This window comes from Streptomyces shenzhenensis (genome assembly GCF_021462265.1).
Classification (GTDB): Bacteria; Actinomycetota; Actinomycetes; order Streptomycetales; family Streptomycetaceae; genus Streptomyces; species Streptomyces shenzhenensis.
In genome coordinates this window covers 62,890-79,401 of sequence record NZ_JAJONF010000013.1, presented here as the reverse complement: position 1 = coordinate 79,401, position 16,512 = coordinate 62,890, and the positions used below count along the sequence as shown (strand labels likewise).

At 71.6% G+C, this 16,512-nt stretch carries 8 protein-coding genes; 3 read left to right on the top strand and 5 right to left on the bottom strand.

The window, feature by feature from the left end; all coding sequences use genetic code 11:
* Positions 1–86 precede the first annotated feature (86 nt).
* On the bottom strand, positions 87–1,298 hold the full coding sequence (locus tag LQ326_RS18875; protein ID WP_234538278.1) for a cytochrome P450: 1,212 nt from the start codon (positions 1,296–1,298) through the stop codon (positions 87–89).
* Between the two features lie 125 nt (positions 1,299–1,423).
* Between LQ326_RS18875 and LQ326_RS18870 the strand changes: the two genes are divergently transcribed.
* A complete protein-coding gene (locus LQ326_RS18870; protein WP_234538277.1) occupies positions 1,424–2,086 on the top strand; it encodes a TetR/AcrR family transcriptional regulator in 663 nt (220 codons plus the stop codon).
* A gap of 99 nt (positions 2,087–2,185) precedes the next feature.
* Here LQ326_RS18870 and LQ326_RS18865 read toward each other — a convergent pair whose 3' ends face one another.
* Positions 2,186–2,698, bottom strand: a complete 513-nt coding sequence (locus LQ326_RS18865) for a hypothetical protein (RefSeq protein WP_234538276.1) — start codon at positions 2,696–2,698, stop codon at positions 2,186–2,188.
* Between the two features lie 92 nt (positions 2,699–2,790).
* Positions 2,791–4,401, bottom strand: a complete 1,611-nt coding sequence (locus LQ326_RS18860) for a hypothetical protein (protein ID WP_234538275.1) — start codon at positions 4,399–4,401, stop codon at positions 2,791–2,793.
* 1,729 nt (positions 4,402–6,130) lie between these two features.
* On the opposite strand from LQ326_RS18860, the gene LQ326_RS18855 reads away from it, so the two are divergent.
* On the top strand, positions 6,131–9,454 hold the full coding sequence (locus LQ326_RS18855; RefSeq protein ID WP_234538274.1) for a lectin: 3,324 nt from the start codon (positions 6,131–6,133) through the stop codon (positions 9,452–9,454).
* An 89-nt stretch (positions 9,455–9,543) separates the two neighbouring features.
* On the opposite strand, the gene LQ326_RS18850 is transcribed toward LQ326_RS18855, so the two are convergent.
* Together LQ326_RS18850 and LQ326_RS18845 are read right to left on the bottom strand one after the other, a co-directional pair.
* Positions 9,544–11,250, bottom strand: coding sequence for a carbohydrate binding domain-containing protein (locus tag LQ326_RS18850; protein WP_234538273.1), 1,707 nt, complete (start codon positions 11,248–11,250; stop codon positions 9,544–9,546).
* A gap of 354 nt (positions 11,251–11,604) precedes the next feature.
* Positions 11,605–12,783 (bottom strand): MFS transporter, encoded by a 1,179-nt coding sequence (locus LQ326_RS18845; protein WP_234538272.1) that lies wholly within the window; start codon positions 12,781–12,783, stop codon positions 11,605–11,607.
* Between the two features lie 1,089 nt (positions 12,784–13,872).
* On the opposite strand from LQ326_RS18845, the gene fusA reads away from it, so the two are divergent.
* Positions 13,873–15,963, top strand: coding sequence for an elongation factor G (gene fusA / locus LQ326_RS18840; RefSeq protein WP_234538270.1), 2,091 nt, complete (start codon positions 13,873–13,875; stop codon positions 15,961–15,963).
* Positions 15,964–16,512 lie beyond the last annotated feature (549 nt).

The following is a 16,512-nucleotide window of genomic DNA, read 5'->3' as shown; positions in this document are numbered from 1 at the left end:
CCGCCCTGACGCCGGGCGCGCGCCCGCCGCGACATTCCGGGGCGTGCCACCGGGCGCCCGGCGGGCACGGCCCTCGGCCGGCACCGTCACCAGGTCACGGGAAGTTCGCTGACCCCGCCGGTGAGGGTGGTGCGCATCGGGAGCTCGTCGACGTCCTTGGCGAGCCGCAGCCCGGGCAGGCGCTCGGCCAGGGCGGCGAAGACGACGCGCAGTTCCGTGCGGGCCAGGCTCGCACCGATGCAGAAGTGCGGGCCGTGGCCGAATCCGAGGTGGTTGCGTTCCGGACGGTCGGGGTCGAACGTCTCGGCGTCGGTGTAGACGGCCGCGTCACGGTTGGCCGAGTTGACGGAGAGGATCACGGCGTCGCCGCATCGGATGGTGACCCCGGCGACGTCGACGTCGGTGTGGGCGTAGCGCAGCAGACCGAGGTCACCGGGCGCGCCCAGGCGCATGATCTCCTCGACGGCGGCGTTGACCCGGCCGACGGGGTCGGCGATCAGCGCCCGCCACTGCTCGGGGCGGGTGAGCAGGAAGAGCGTGCCCAGCCCGATGCGGTTGACGGTGGTCTCGTGCCCGGCGAACAGCAGGCCGACGCAGAGCCTGATCATTTCGGAGTGGTCGAAGTCCGCGTCGGCGCTCTGGGCGCGTACCAGGTCGGAGATGACGTCCTCGCCCGGCCGGGTGCGTTTGGCCTCGGCGAGCGTGCTCATGTAGTCGTTGAACTCGTCCCGCGCCCGTTCGGCATCGTCCCCGATGGTGTAGTTGGCCATGCGCTCCGACAGCGACGCGAAGTGCTCGCGGTCGCTCTCGGGTACGCCGAGCAGCCGGCAGATGACCGCGACCGGCACCGGGAAGGCCAGTCCGGCATGCAGGTCGACCACCCCGTCGGGTGCGACGGCCCGCTCGGCGAGCAGCCGGTCGATACAGCCGTCCACGAGCTGCCGTACGTGATCGGAGAGCATCACCATGCGCCGGGCGGAGAAGGCCGGGGTGAGCAGCCGGCGCATCCGGGTGTGGTCGGCCTCCTCGGTGGCGTAGTTGCCCGAAGGGCCCTCCTGCACCGCGGCGGTGGTGATGCGGGACGCCCGTTCCGGCTCGGGATGGGAGCGGCCGAGCCGCTTGTCGCTCAGGAGGTCGCGCACCTCGTCGAAGCGGGTGACCAGCCAGGCCGGATCCCCGGCCGGTGTGGTGACCGGCGTGATCGGCGCCTCGCGGCGCAGCACCTCGTACAGGGGAGCGAGATCGAGCACGTTCGGCCGTGCGAAGGGCAGGCGGGAACGCTCGGCGGCACCGTTCATGGGTCCTCCTCCTGGACCTCGGAACGTGATCTTCCGGCACTTCGACGGTAACACTTTATTGTCAGTCACTGCCAATAATGTTTTCGGCCAGTCGCCCCGCGGCCAGGGCGTGATTGGATCGCCCGATGAAGGACGTGACGGTGGACAGTGGCCCGATAGCGCCCCGCCGGGGACGGCCCCCGGTGAGCGACCGGCAACGGCAGCGGCAGCGCCTCGGCATCTCCCGTCACGCGGTCCGGCTGTTCGCGGCGCAGGGCGTGGCCGCCACCTCCGGCGAGCAGATCGCGCGGGCGGCCGGGGTCTCGGAACGCACCCTGTGGCGCCACTTCCCGAGCAAGGAAAGCTGTGTGGAGCCGCTGCTCAGCCAGTCGCTCGCGGCCTTCCAGGCGGTGCTGCGCGCCTGGCCGCCCGGCGTCGGCCTGACCGAGCACCTGCGCGCCGCCTACCGGCCCGCGTCCGACGCGTCGACCGACGGGGACGCCGAGGCGGTTCTCACCGTGATCCGGATGACGCACGAGGAGCCCGCGCTGCGGGCCGTCTATCTGGTGCTCCGGGAGCGCGCGGAGGACACGTTCACCGAAGTGCTCGCCGAACGCGCGGGCCGCTCGGCCGACTTGGTCGACATCCGCATGCGGGCCGCCACCATGAGCGCCGTGCTCAAGGTGGCCACCGACGACCTTGCCGTGGCCGTGGCCGGGAAGGGCGTCACCCCCGAGGCGCTGCGCCGGCACCGCGAGCAGCTCGCCGACGCCCTGCGGCTCGTCACCGCGGCCGTCGGGCAACGGTGATGCCTGTGCACGCACGCCGTGGTGGACCCGTCCACGAACGCCGTCCCGTGCGGACGGCCTGCCGCCCGCCGACGGCAGCGGTGCCCGGCGGTCGCGGCGCTATCGGGTGACCGTCACGGTGACGTCGTAGCGTCCTTGCCCCGGCGGGCAGCGCCTGGCCTCCCCGCACGAATCGCGTGTGGCGGTGACCTGAGCCGTGCCGGGCCGCAGGGCGGTGAACCGGGCGGAGGAGATGCCGCAGCCGCGGCCGGGTGGGCAGGTCGCGGCGGCCGTGGTTCCGCCGCCGGCGGGGGCGAGCACCCGCGGGTCCGACCCGGCCGGGGTCGACCAGTAGGCGCTGTGCAGGCGCACCACGACGAGCGTGCCGGTGGCCACCCGGACCGAGGTTCCGCGGGCCCGTTCGTCGAGGACGACCGACCGGGTGGCGGATCCGGACGGTGCGGAGGACGCGGAGGCGGCGGGAGGACGCGACGGCGGAGGGGAGACCGCCGGTCCGGCGGGGCCGGACGAACAGCCGCCCAGGGCAGCCGTCGCGGCTGCCGCGGCCAAGGCGGCGAGCCCGGCGCGCAGTGCGCGCCGGGCGGGGCACATACGGACTTGCGAACGGGGCACGGGCCCTCCGGTGGATGCCGCCGCCCGGCGCGGGCGCGCGGACGGCGGTGGGGGCGGGCCGGCGGCCCGCCCCCACCGTACGGTTCGAGGGGTCAGGAGACGGTCACGTCGTCGTAGTAGGTGTAGGTCGCGTCACCCGCGTAGTTGTCGTCGTTGTTGGCGAGGGTGAGCGTGTACGAGTGGCCCGCGGTCACGGCGCCGGAGACCTGCTTCCAGCCCGCACCCTGGGTGCAGGTCTTGGCGAGCAGCGTCGTGGTGGTCCCGGCCGTGGTGTCCTGGAGGGTGGCCGTCGCCCAGTCGTAGGTCACCGTGTCCGGGCAGGTGACGTTGTACCAGAAGGAGACCTTGCTGGTGCCGGACGGGGCGGTGAAGGACTGGGAGACCGAGGAGGCGTTCGTCGGGCTGGTCGAGCCGACCATCGCGCCGTAGCTGCCGCTGTGCGCCGCCGAGCCGGTGGCGGAGGTGCTGCCGCTGGTGGTCCAGCTCGACAGGCTGCCGGTCTCGAAGGTGCCGTTGGTGAAGGTGCCGCCACCGCCACCGCTGCCGCCGCCGACGATCGCGTGGGAGATGGCGCAGTTGTTGGTGTCGTTGGACCAGCTGGCCTGCTCGGCGAAGGTACCGGTGCCCATGGTGACGTTGGCCGCCCCGCCCGTGCTGCCGGGCGAGAGCCAGGCGCATTCGTCGGAGTTCTCCTGGCCGTTGTACGAGCTGCCGGTGTGGTTGGTCCAGCCGCCGGCCGGGTTCTGGTCGGACATCATCTCCTGCCACTCGTGGCCGAGCGTCATGGTCCAGCCGTCGAGCGTGCCGGGCGAGTTGACGAACCCGACGCCGCAGCCGGAGCCGGAGTCCATGTTGTACGGCTGGTTGCTGAACGCGATGTCCCCGTAGGAGGAGGACACGGCACCGCCGGTGAGCGTGCTGTCGCCGTTGTAGTCGTGCCAGGCGCAGTACTGGCCCTGGTAGCTGTCCGGGTTGGTGTTGTGCGGTGAGAGGACGACGTAGTAGGCGTCACGGTTGGACGCGGCGGTGGTGTTGCCGAAGTGTCCCGCCGCCTTGACGGCTTCGACGCCGAGCTGGTGCCCGGTCGCGGCGCTCGGCGAGGCCGCCGAGTTGTCGTACCACACGCCGGACAGCACGCCGCCGCTCTGGTACGGGATGAAGTTCGCGTTGGACGGGCAACTGGTGGCGCCCGACGACACGTTGGGACCGTCGCACCACTGGGTGAGGTCCGCGGACCACCGCTCGTTCCCGGTGCCGATGTCCTTGAACATCTCCTGGGCGACCGGGGCCGCGCCGTCCGGGTCGCCGGAGAACGTGGCGTCACCGCTGCTGTTGGTGCTCTGCGTGCCCCACTGCGAGCCGTAGAAGACCAGGTAGACCTTGGAGTGGCCGCTCTGGACACCGATGCCGTCGATGCCGCCGCCGTAGGACAGCGTCTCCGGTCCGGTCGCCGCGGCGGCGGCCGGGTGGCTGGCCGCCCAGGACTTCATCTTGGCGTTCCGCTGGAGGGTCGGTATGACACCGTGCCGGTAGGAGTGTCCGGAGGCCGGGCTGTAGGGGTTGGATCTCACCGTGTGACCCGTGGCCTGGGGGGCGGCTGTCGCCTGGGGTATGGAGGCGAGTGCCGCGGCGGTGACGAGGGACAACGACGCGAGACCGGTGAGGGTCGCTCGGGCCGCGCCGCGGAGGTGGGGAGTGCCCATGGGTGATGGGGCCCTTTCTTCGCATGGACCTCCGCCGTCGGTCCGGCGGAGGTGGGTTGCATGGAACGTCGACGAGGCGCATCACCGCCGGCCCGCTCCGGCCGTCGACGTTGACGCCCGTTTCGTCGCGGAGCTGGAGGAGAGGCCCGAGCGGCACCGGGTGACTGCGCGGGCGATGTGCTCGGCAGTTGGGGAACTCACGCACGGTGTTGCGATCCGCGGGGAACTCTCGTCCTGGACCGGACTGATGGAAAGCCAGCGAGAAGCGTTCGCACTACGGCTTCTCGCCGTCGAAATGGTGATGCGTTGTCAGACGCGGAGAAGCAAAGCAGAGTTGACGGGTTCAGGTCAATGGAAGCGAATAGCTTTCTCACAGGAAGCTCTTCGGTGCCCTTCCGGACCAGATCGCCCGGCCGTCGCGCATCTGGTGCTTGCGCTGGTCGAGGGCCAAGTCCCGGCACAGACAGACAAGTTGGGCGATCAGGTGGACGGCGGCTCATGGCGGAGCGGCCCCCGCGGGTGAGATCGCTCTACACAACCCACCTCTGAATTCGAAAAAGTTCGAGGAAATGCTCGGTCAAGAAGCAGTAATCGATGGTCAATTGATTGCCGTGACGGCTATTCGGGTTTATCCGCTCCCATGAATGCCGGACCGGTGCCCGGCATCGTGACGACTCACGCCGAGCGGGCCGCATCCCGGCACTGACACGGCACACGTGCCGGTCCGGCGGCGGCGACCCGTCGCGTGTCGCTCGCACCGGCGGGCCGCTCAGGGCCTGCACCAGGACCCGTCGTGCGTTGCTCCTGCCGGCGGGCCGCTCTCGGTCCGTACCGTGACCCTGTCGCGTGTCGCTCGTGCTGGCGGGCCGTTCACGGTCTGTACTGCGGCCCTGTCGCGTGTCGCTCGTGCTGGCGGGCCGCCGTCACCGTGGTCCTGACCTTCGCCCTGAAGACTTTCAAGGCCCCCGAGGGCATCGACGAGACCAGCCCTGCGGCGGTCCGTACCGCGATCCGTAGTGCGTTGCTCGCGGCACCGGGCCGTTCACGGTCCGTACCGCGATCCGTCGCGCTTCGCTCGCGGCATCGGGCCGGTCGCGATCCGCGCCGCCCCGCGGGGAACTCCGCGTCGCAGCGGTCCCGGGGTCCGAGTCGCACGGTCGGCGCGCAGGTGGGCGGAGGTCTGCGCCCGCGTGGCGCGGCTGTGGGCGCAAGTGCGCGGCGGCGGGTGTCCTGGCCGGTGCGTGCTGCGTGCTGCGTGCGCGGTAGCGGTGTGATGCGGTGCGGAAGGAGCCTTCGGTCGGGAATCGTAACTACCGCAAGTTTCGGCGGTCGGCCCGTCCTGTCGGCCGGCTCCGCGAGTGGGGCGGGTTCGCGTCCTCGTGCGACGTGAGCTCGGGCGCAAGGGCAGGCCGCGGTGCGTCCGCCGGGTCAGTGACCTGACCGTCCGTGAACTTCGCGCGCAGAAACTTTCGTTGGCCTCGTTGACATGCCGCAAGCACAGGCGTTTCACTCGACACTCGTGCATGGCAACGTTGTCAGGCCGCCGTTGGGGGCGACCGGGTGCGTTGCCTGTCGCCGGCATTCCGGTGTTTCTCGGCGCGCCGACACCTGATGTGCGAAGCACGAACTGCTGCGGAGGCAACCGATGGTGAGACCCCGACCTTCAGCCGCACCACGCACCACCCGAGAGAGATTCCGCCAACGCCTGGCCGTGGTGTGCGTCCTGGGCATGGCAGCCCTGCCGCTCTCGGCGGTCGCGAGCGCCCATGCCGCGAGCACCGCGGCACCGGCCCTCGTGACGGACCCGGCATCCCTCGTCAACCCCCTCATCGGCACCTCCGGTGCCGTGGACACCTTCCCCGGCCCCGACATGCCGGCCGGCATGGTGCAGTGGGGCCCCGACACGACGCCCGACCGCCCCGACGGCGGCGGCTACGAGTACGCCGACAAGAAGATCTCCGGCTTCAGCCTCACCCACGTGTCCGGACCCGGCTGCCCGGTCGCGGGCGACCTGCCCGTCCTGCCGGTGACCGGCGCGCTCTCGGGCAACCTCGGCAGCACGTCCGTCGGCTTCGGCCACGCCGACGAGCAGGCCGCCATCGGGTCCTACAAGGTCACCGACGCCAACGGGGTCAGGACCGAGCTGACCGACACCACCCGGGCCGGTCTGGGCTCCTTCACCTTCCCCGCAGGACAGCAGGCGAACCTGCTGTTCAAGCTCAGCGGGGGCGCCACCCAGGTGGACGGAACCCGCGTCCGGGTGGTCAACGGCAAGGAGATCAGCGGCGCGATCGACAGCGGCCACTTCTGCGGCGCGAACAACCGGTACACGCTGCACTTCGACATCAAGTTCGACCGGCCGTTCACCGCCGGCGGCACCTGGGTCGGCGGCACCATCACCCCCGACGCCAAGTCGCTGAAGGCGGGTAAGGTCCGGCCGGCCCCGCAGAAGTCCACGTCGACGCCGCTGAAGGAGAAGCACTTCACCGTCCCGGCCAGGCCGGCCCCGAGCGTGCACGGGAACGGCGGCAAGGCCTCCGGCACGGCCTCCCCGGCCCCGAGCGCCGGTGCCACGTCCCGGCCGGCCGCGGCGGCCAAGGCCGCCCAGCCGCCCACGACCGGTGCGAACGGCATGTACCTCACCTTCGACACCTCCGCGAACCCCACGGTGAAGGCGAAGGTCGGCATCTCGTACACGAGTGACGCCAACGCGGCGGACAACCTCGGCAAGGAGATCAAGAACTGGAACGTGGGCGCCGTCGAGAAGGCCAACCACGACGCCTGGAACTCGGTGCTGAGGAAAATCCAGGTCGGCGGCGGCTCCGCCGACCAGCGGACGCAGTTCTACACCGCGCTCTACCACGCCCTGCTGCACCCGAACGTCTTCTCGGACCACAACGGCCAGTACATGGGCATGGACAACCAGATCCACAGGCTGGCCAAGGGCCAGAAGGCCCAGTACGCCAACTACTCGGGCTGGGACACCTACCGCTCCCAGACCCAGCTGATGGCGATGGTCGAGCCCAAGGTCGCCAGTGACGTCGTCACGTCGATGCTCAACGGCTACGACCAGACGGGCCTGCTGCCCAAGTGGGCCTCGAACAACGGCGAGAGCTACGTGATGGTCGGGGACCCGGCCGCCGGCATCATCACCGACGCGTACGCCTTCGGCGCGAGGGACTTCGACACGGCGGGGGCCCTCGCCGCCCTCCAGCACGAGGCCACCGTCCCGAACAACGACCGCCCCGGCGAGTCGGTACGGGACGCCAAGGGCTACCTCCCGCTGGACGAGAACGACTACAACTGCTGCAACTTCTACGGCCCGGTCTCCACCCAGCTGGAGTACGACTCCGCCGACTACGCGCTCGCCGCCTTCGCGAAGTCGCTCGGCAAGACGGCCGTCTACCAGAAGTTCGCCACCCGCGCCCAGGACTGGATGAACGTCTTCAACCCGCAGAGCGGCTACCTCCAGGCCAAGAACAAGGACGGCCAGTTCGCGGGCGGGTTCACCCCCGGCACCTCCAACGGCTTCGTGGAGGGCACCTCCGCCCAGTACACCCCCATGGTCCCCTTCAACCTGCGGCAGCTCATCCAGGCCCGCGGCGGCGCCAAGGCGTACTCGTCCTACCTGGACAGCCTGCTCGACGACATCGCGAACCCCGGCGGCACCGACGCCGACCTGAGCAACGAGCCCAGCGTGGAGATCCCCTGGGAGTACAACTACACCGGCGAGCCCTGGAAGACCCAGGCAGCCGTCCGCGCCGCCCAGCAGGACCTGTACTTCAACGCCCCGGTCGGCTCCTTCGGCAACGACGACCTGGGTGCCATGAGCTCCTGGTACGTCTGGTCCGAGCTCGGTATGTACCCGGAGACCCCGGGCACGGACACCCTGGTGCTCGGCAGCCCGGCGTTCCCGGCGGCCCAGGTGGCCCTCGGAAACGGCAGGACGGTGCGGATCAACGCGCCGCAGGCCGCACCCGACGCGCCGTACGTGCAGTCCCTGAACGTCAAGGGCAAGGCGTGGCAGAAGTCCTGGCTGACGTACCGGCAGTTCGAGGGCGCGGGCAGGCTCGACTACACGCTCGGCACCCGGGCGAACACCTCCTGGGCGTCCGGCGCGTCGGCGGTGCCGCCGTCGGACACCACGGGCGGCGGCCGGGTGCTGGCCGCGACCGGTCCGAGCAACGGCCTGGTCCTTGAGCCCGGCGCGGCCGGTGACGGCACCCTCGACCTGACCAACCTCGGCAGCAAGGCCGTCACGGTCGACTGGACGGCGACGGCACCCTCCGGCGTCACACCGGACACGGCGTCCGGCTCGCTGACCGTGCCCGCCTCGGGCAGCGCCGAGGCCAAGGTCCACGTGACCGCGGGCGCGAACGAGGGGACGTACCCGGTCACCTTCGCCCTGACCGACCACAGCACCGGTACGGCACTGTCCGGGGCGACGCTCCGCGTGGCCGTCGCCAGGCCCGGCGCGCTGTGGCCGTACGCCACCAACGAGGGCGTCTACCCCGACGGCACCAAGTACTCGGGCGGCTTCGACGGCGGCGGCTGGGCCTACTCGCAGAACGCGCTGTCGGCGGCCGGCGTCACGAGCGGCTCCCCCCTCACGGTCGACGGAGTCTCCTACACCTGGCCGACGGTGACGTCCGGTCAGCTCGACAACCTGGAGATGGCCGGCCAGACCCTCCCGATGCCGGCCGGCACCTCGGGGGCGTCGCTGGGGCTGCTGGGCGCGGCGGTCAACGCGCCGACCGACGGGGTCTCGGGCACCCTGACCGTCACCTACACCGACGGCACCACCACCCGGGCGACGGTCGGCTTCTCGGACTGGACCCTCAACGGCGGATCGAGCAAGCCGCTGCCGGGCGACACGACGGCCGTCGCCACCGGCTACCGGAACACCGGGAGCGGCGGCCGGGACAACGTGAAGACCTACGTCTTCGCCACCAAGGTCGCCCTGGATCCGTCCAGGCAGGTGGCGTCGGTGACGCTGCCGGTGACCGGTTCGACGGGCACCGACCACCTGTTCGCCTACGGCTTCGGTCAGTAACCGGTCAAGGGCGCGGCGGTACGGACGAGAAGGGGGCCGGTTCCCCGGGCACGCGCCCGGGGAACCGGCCCCCTCGTCGGTCTGCGCGGTCAGCCGAGGGTGAAGTCGTCGGCGTAGACGTCGGACTGGCCGTACCAGCCGTGGACGTAGACGGTGACCGATCCGCTGCTGCCGGTGGTGAAGCTGACCGTGAGCTGGTTCCAGGTGCCGCTGTTCGACCAGGTGCTCGCGGTGGCACCGCCGCTGACTCCGAGGTAGGCGTACGGGCCCTGCACCCAGGCGGTGAGCGTGTAGCTGTGGTTGGCGGCCAGGGTGACGCCCTGGTCGCACTCGCCGGTGCTGCTGGAACTCGGCGTGACCTGGAGGCTGTGGCTGCCGCTGTGCACCGGGCCGGCGACCACCGCGCTGCCGCCCGTGCAGGTCCAGGGGCTCGGACTGCCGGTCTCGAAGCCCGCGTTGGTCAGCGAACCGCCACCGCCGCCACCGCCGCCGCCGGAGGACGTGACCGTGAGCGTGTAGGTCGCGCTGTGGCTGGTGCCGGCCGCGGTGCCGGTGACGGTGACCGGGTAGGTGCCCGCGGCGACGGACGAGCCGACCGTCGCCGTCAGCGTGGAACTGCCGCCGGACGTCACGGAGGCGGGGCTGAAGGAGACGCTGACGCCCGAGGGGGCTCCGGAGGCCGCGAGGCTGACGGACTCGGCGCCGCCGGAGGTGACGGCCGTGGCGACGGTCGCGGTCGTCGAACCGCCCTGGGCGGCCGAGGCGGAACCCGGTGACAGGGACAGCGAGAAGTCGGTGGTTGTTCCGCCGCCGCCGGAGCCGCCCTCGTAGGGCACGAACGCGTCGGTGAACGCGAGGCTGTTCTGGCTGATCTCACTGCACGTGGACAGCGAGTTGGCGCTGCCGCTGCAGGGCTGGTCCCGGTTGGCCGACCAGAACGCCAGCCGTCCGACACCGTTCTGGGCGGCGAAGCTCTCCACCGTCTGCGCGTCCGCGAGCGTGAAGGTGGACCCGTCGTCGTTCTTGCCGATCATCGGGGTGATGCCGAGGTCGGCGTAGGTGTAGCCCGAGTCGACGGACTGCATCTGCGCCAGCGTGGCCCTGGCCGCGGAGAGGGCGGCCTGCCCCATCTCGGTGCCGGTGCCCGCGTAGTAGTCCATGGTCATGATGTTGACCACGTCGATCTTGATGCCCGCGTTCTTGGCGGCCTTGAGGATGTTGACGCCGTCGTTCGTGAGCCCGCTCGTCAGCACCGGCAGGGTCATGGAGAACCGCAGGTTCGGGTTGGACGCCTTGAGGTCCTTCATCGCCTGCATCTGGCGGGCCGCAGCGGCGGTGTCGGCGACGGCGGCGCCCTCGACGTCGAAGTCGAGCTGGGTGACGCCGTAGTCGTCGATGATGGCCTGGTACCCGGCGTCGATGCTGCTCTGGGTGGAGCACGTCCAGGCGAGCGGCTCACCGCTCGCCCCGCCGGAGGAGATGATGACGGAGGCACCCTCGGACTTCGCCCTGGCGATCTCGGGGTCGGTGTAGGAGTCGTTGCCTATGGGGAGCGTGTCGCCCCAGATCTGGGTGCAGCCCTCGCCGAGCACGAAGGCCGCCGTGTAGGCCTTCAGACCGTGTCCGGTGACGGCGGTGTCGAGCAGTCCTTCCTGACTGTTCGACATGTCGACGTAGGGAGCCACGGAGTAGACGCTGCTCGCCGCGGCGCTGCCGGCCGGGGCCAGCGCGACGGTGACGCCGGTGGCCGCGAGTGCGAGGGCACACGCGGAGGCCGCGAATCTTGCCAGGTGCATGACAATGGCCCTTTCGGGATGCCCATCGAGGGCGGGGCGGTGGGGGGTGGGCCGGGATTTGGTACATACCAAACCGCCGCCGAGGCCCCTCCGTCAAGAGGACTAGACCAACTGACTGTCATTCGGATCCGGGAGCGCGGATGTCGCCGAGTGCCGCCGTGGAACACGATGCCGACGGCGCGCGCGTGTCCGGCGCTCCGGCCGGGCCGCCCGGGCGAGGGGAGGCCGACCGCGGCGGGCGGTCGGGGTGGTCGGCGACCGGGCGCCCTCAAGAGGGCCACGAGCGGCGGGGGAGCGGGACGGCGGACCCGCTGTCCCGCTCCCCCGCCGCTTTCCGAGCAGGCGGCCGGTGGCTCAGGAGGAGGGCTCGGTCACGGTGGACTGGCCGCGGCGGAGGGTCACCACGGCCGCCCACACCATGGCCGCCAGCGGGATGACACCGGAGATGATCACCTGCCCCTGGCTGGAGACCGCGCTGTTGGGCGTGCCGAGCAGGTAGCCGACGCCGATGCAGCTGCGGGACAGTGCCTGGAAGCAGGCCCAGGCGCTGCCGTGCACCTCGGCCGGCACGCGCGCGTGCACCGCGTTGCGCAGGCCGACGTTGCAGGCACCGTTGCCGAAACCCGCGATCAGGAACAGCGGGAAGATCACCGCGGCCACCGGGATCAGGCCGGTGAGCAGCAGCCCCAGGCCGATGCCCAGGACGCCGCCGATGATGAGCAGGCTGTGCCGGTCCGACCAGCCCGCGCGGCCGGCGAGCAACGCGCCCGGAACGGACCCGAGGGCCCAGGTCGCCAGGAAGAGGCCGAACATGGTGTCGTTGCCGTTGACGACGTCCCGCAGGTAGTAGACGCCCGCCACGTTCTCGACGCTGGTGGCGACCATCGCCGCCGCCAGCGCGGGCATCAGCGTGCCCACCACCGGCGCGTCGCGCAGCGCCCGGTAGCCGTCCGCCAGCCTGGTGGCGGGGCGGCGGCCGATCGCCACGTCCACGGTGCTGGGCACCGCCAGCACGGTGCAGCCCGCGAGCACCAGGAAGGAGGCGGCGTCCGCGGCGAGGAGCGCGGGGGTGCCCCACAGGGAGTTCAGGAAGCCCGCCAGGGGAGGACCGATCAGCCCCGCGACGGACAGGCCGGCCGTCAGCAGGCTGTTCGCCCGGCCCGTGTGCTGCTCACCGGCCACCGCGGGCAGCATCTTGAACCCCGCGGCCACCGAGGCCACTCCGGCCAGCGCCGACAGCGCGACCAGGGCCACCCGCACATGGAACCCGCCGACCGCGGTCGCCGCGCCCAGGGACAGTGCCTGGACCAGCAGCGCCCACAGGCAGACCGTACGCGCACTGAACCGGTCCACCACGGAACCGATCAGCGGTGCCGCGAGCACCGTCGGGATGAGCTCGGCGAGCATCACCTCGGTCACCCCGAAGCGGATGTCCCGGTCCGCCGCGTGCAGCACCAGGCCCAGGGTGGCGAGCGTGTCACCGAGACGGGAGAAGAGCGTCCCCGCGATGAGCACCTGCGCGGCGACCGGCATCGTGGCACCCGGGCGCAGTGCGGCGAATGGCGCTCTCCGCGTCTTTTCCGTGTCCAATCGATTCCAATCCGTCCGCTTGCCGGGCCCATTCAGCCTGCTCGCGCATCAGATTAGGCCTGTTCGTGCAGTGATAGAGCGTCCACCGGCCACCCGGACAGACCACTTCCCGGCCATTGCGCGCCCCGCCGGAACCCGAGGCGGGATCCCAATTTCTCAGCCACGAGCAGCACTTCACCGGATGTCCACACATGTTCCACATCAACTCCTGCCTCGGTGATACCGGACGGCTCGTTCCGTGCGTCACCCGGGACGATGTGCATCCGGGGCGTTCCGGACGTCCTTTCCGGGTCCGGCGGTGCCGGTGCGGGAGATCGGCGTCCCGATGTCCGTGTGGCAGCCGTAAAGCGTGTTTTTCGGCCATTCGCTGGAGTTGCGGCGGTCTCTGTGGGTGGACCTGGTCCGCCCCCGTCCGCCGTTCCGGAAAGCGCCTTCTCGGTGCGCGGAGTTATCACTGCCGGCCAGATGAATGTCCGGAAAATGCCGGGACAACGAGTCCCCGCATTCCCCGATGAGTGGAGAAAAGGGAACGAACCGGCATTTCCCAAAAGAGCCCCGCAGGTCACCCTCCGGGCGCCCGGTCCCCGTGGCGGGTCTGCCGCCTGGCCGCCGAGTCTCCGCGCCGTCCAGGCATCCGCCGAAGTGCCGGACCGGGGCGGGCGGTCGAAAACCGGGTGCCGCGCCCCGCACCCCCTGCCTACACTCACCGCATATCACCCACCGTAGCCGCGGAACGCGGTCCAGGTGCAATTCCATGACAAGTCCGGACGAACGAGGGGAGAGGGCCATGCGGGACCGCACCGCCGTCGCCTCTCCCCGTTCCCGCTACGAGGTGATCCTCGTGTCCCCGTCCCCCCGGTGCCCGCTGCGCGGCCGGCACCGGACTCCGTGACGCGCGACCGGATCTTCAACCACCGGCATACGTACAGATATTGACGTGCCGTCAGCCATGGCCGGTGAACTTCGCCGCACGGGAAATTGCGCTGCCCCTCCGGAGCCGTTCCGGGAATGTCATTCGAAAGGCATCGGGCCATGCGCACCGAACTCCACCCGAACTCCGTCATTCCGCTTGCCGCCGTTCGCAACCTGGGCATCCTCGCCCACGTCGACGCCGGAAAGACCACCGTCACCGAACGCATCCTCTTCGCCACCGGCACCATCCACAAACGCGGCGAGGTCCACGACGGCACCACCGTCACCGATTTCGATCCCCAGGAACGCGACCGCGGCATCACCATCTTCGCCGCGGCCGTCAGCTGCGCCTGGCACGGCCACCGTGTCAACCTCATCGACACCCCGGGCCACGTCGACTTCGCCGACGAGGTCGAACGCTCCCTGCGCGTCCTCGACGGCGCGATCGCCGTGTTCGACGCGGTCGCCGGCGTCGAACCGCAGAGCGAGTCGGTGTGGCGGCAGGCCGACCGGCACGGCGTCCCCAGGATCGCCTTCGTCAACAAGCTGGACCGCGCGGGCGCCGACCTCGACAGAGCCGTCGAGTCGATCCGCGACCGTCTGCACCCGGCCCCGCTCGTCGTCCAGCTGCCCATCGGCACGGAGGACGGTTTCACCGGCGTCGTCGATCTCGTGCGCATGCGCGCGCTGGTCTGGGCCGACGCCGGCGGTACGGCGATGACCGGACCGGCGGCCGCACCGGTGGCCGGCCCGGTGCCCGAGGAGCTGCGCGCCGAGGCGGAGCGCCGGCGGCACGCGCTGGAGGAGGCGGTGGCCGCGCTGCACCCGGCCGCGCTGGAGGAGTTCTGCGCGCCGCCCGGCCGGCTGTCCTCCGCGACCCTGGCCGGTGCCCTGCGCGATCTCACCCTGACCGGCGAAGGTGTCGTCGTCCTGTGCGGCTCCGCCTACCGGAACCGGGGCGTCGAACCGCTCCTGGACGCGGCCGTCGCGTATCTGCCCTCACCGCTCGACGTCCCCGCCGTGCGCGGTACCCATCAGGGCGCGGAGCAGTGGCGATCGGCCGACCCCGAGGGGCCGCTCGCGGCGCTCGCGTTCAAGGTGACCGCGACCGCCACCGGCCGCCTCACCCACGTCCGGGTCTACTCGGGCACGATCGAGAAGGGAGACACCGTGTGGGACCCGGCGACGCGCCGTACCGAACGCGTGGCGCGCATCCTCCGTGTCATGGCCGGCCGGCACCAGCCCCTCGACCGGGCGGTGGCCGGTGACATCGTCGCCGTCGGCGGGCTGAAGTCGGCCCGTCCCGGCGCCACGCTGTGCGCTCCGGACGCCCCGTTGCTCCTGGAGCCGCCGGTCGCCGCCGAGCCGGTGGTCTCGGTCGCGATCGAGGCCCGCCGCCGTACCGACACCGGCCGGCTGGCGCAGGCGCTGGCCCGGCTGGCCGAGGAGGACCCCTCGCTGGTGGTCCGCACCGATGCCGAGACCGGCCAGACCGTGCTGTCCGGGATGGGTGAACTGCACCTGGAGGTCGCGGTGGAGAAGATCCGGCGGGACGGCGGCCCCGAGGTCACGGTGGGGCGGCCACGGGTCGCCCTCAGGGAGACCGTGGCCCGCGGGGTGACCGGCTTCGTCCACCGGCACGTCCACCAGACCGGCGGCGCGGGGCAGTTCGCGCACGTCGTCCTGGACGTCGAACCCCTCGGACACGAGGACGGTTTCGCGTTCCGGTCGGCGGTCGTCGGCGGCAGGGTGCCGCAGGAGTACGTCCGGGCGGTCGAGGCCGGCTGCCGGGACGCCCTCGCCGAGGGCCCCCTCGGCGGGCATCCGGTCACCGGGCTGCGGGTCACCCTGACCGACGGCTCGACGCATGTGAAGGACTCCTCCGACACGGCGTTCCGTACGGCGGGCCGGCTCGGCCTCCGGGAGGCCCTGCGGGCCTGTGCGATGACGCTCCTGGAGCCGGTCGCCGAGGTCACGGTGACCGTGCCCGAGGACGCGGTGGGGGGCGTGCTCGGCGACCTGGCCGCCCGGCGCGGCCGGGTCACCGGTTCCGTGACCCGGGGCGACACGGCGGTGCTCACCGCCACCGTGCCGCTGGCCGAACTGTTCGGCTACGCCACCCGGCTGCGCGGCCGCACCCAGGGCCGCGGCACCTTCACCAGCCGCCCCTCCGGCCACGCCCCGACACCGGCCACGGCACCCGCCCACTGACACGGGCAGGAGCAAGGGCCGGGGACAACCTCCCCGGCCCTCGTGCCGTGCCGGGCGTGCGTCGCTGTGCCCGATGGTTGTGGCGTGTCGGGCGTTCGGTGCTGTTCCTGGTCGTTGTGGCGTGTCGGGCGTGCGTCGCTGTGCCGGGTCCTCGTGGCGTGTCGGGCGTCTGTCGCTGTGCCGGGTCCTCGTGGCGTGTCGGGCGTCTGTCGCTGTTCCTGGTCGTTGTGGCGTGTCGGGCGTCTGTCGCTGTGCCCGGTCCTCGTGGCGTGCCTGGCGTGCGTTGCCGTCCCCGGCCCTCGTGCCGACCCCGGCCCCCATCGCCGTAACCGGTCCCCACCGCCGTATCCGGCTCCACCCCCGCCCGTCCTTCGGCCACCAGCATTCGCCCGTCGAAACACAACCGTTGTCGAACGGCGGCCGGCCGCTCGCCGCGCAGGGCGTCCGGCTTCGGCCCAGGTCACGCCGTCGGGCGTGGGCGTAGCGCCGCTCCGTCGCCGGCCGCTCCCTTGCCCGCCTGCGTGGACACCCGTGCCGGATCCCTTGACG

Excerpts from the sequence above, each read along its gene's own strand:
- LQ326_RS18875 (WP_234538278.1), bottom strand. The coding sequence starts at position 1,298 with ATGAACGGTGCCGCCGAGCGTTCCCGCCTGCCCTTCGCACGGCCGAAC.
- LQ326_RS18870 (WP_234538277.1), top strand. The coding sequence starts at position 1,424 with ATGAAGGACGTGACGGTGGACAGTGGCCCGATAGCGCCCCGCCGGGGA.
- LQ326_RS18860 (WP_234538275.1), bottom strand. The coding sequence starts at position 4,401 with ATGGGCACTCCCCACCTCCGCGGCGCGGCCCGAGCGACCCTCACCGGT.
- LQ326_RS18855 (WP_234538274.1), top strand. The coding sequence starts at position 6,131 with ATGGCAGCCCTGCCGCTCTCGGCGGTCGCGAGCGCCCATGCCGCGAGC.
- LQ326_RS18850 (WP_234538273.1), bottom strand. The coding sequence starts at position 11,250 with ATGCACCTGGCAAGATTCGCGGCCTCCGCGTGTGCCCTCGCACTCGCG.
- LQ326_RS18845 (WP_234538272.1), bottom strand. The coding sequence starts at position 12,783 with ATGCCGGTCGCCGCGCAGGTGCTCATCGCGGGGACGCTCTTCTCCCGT.
- fusA (WP_234538270.1), top strand. The coding sequence starts at position 13,873 with ATGCGCACCGAACTCCACCCGAACTCCGTCATTCCGCTTGCCGCCGTT.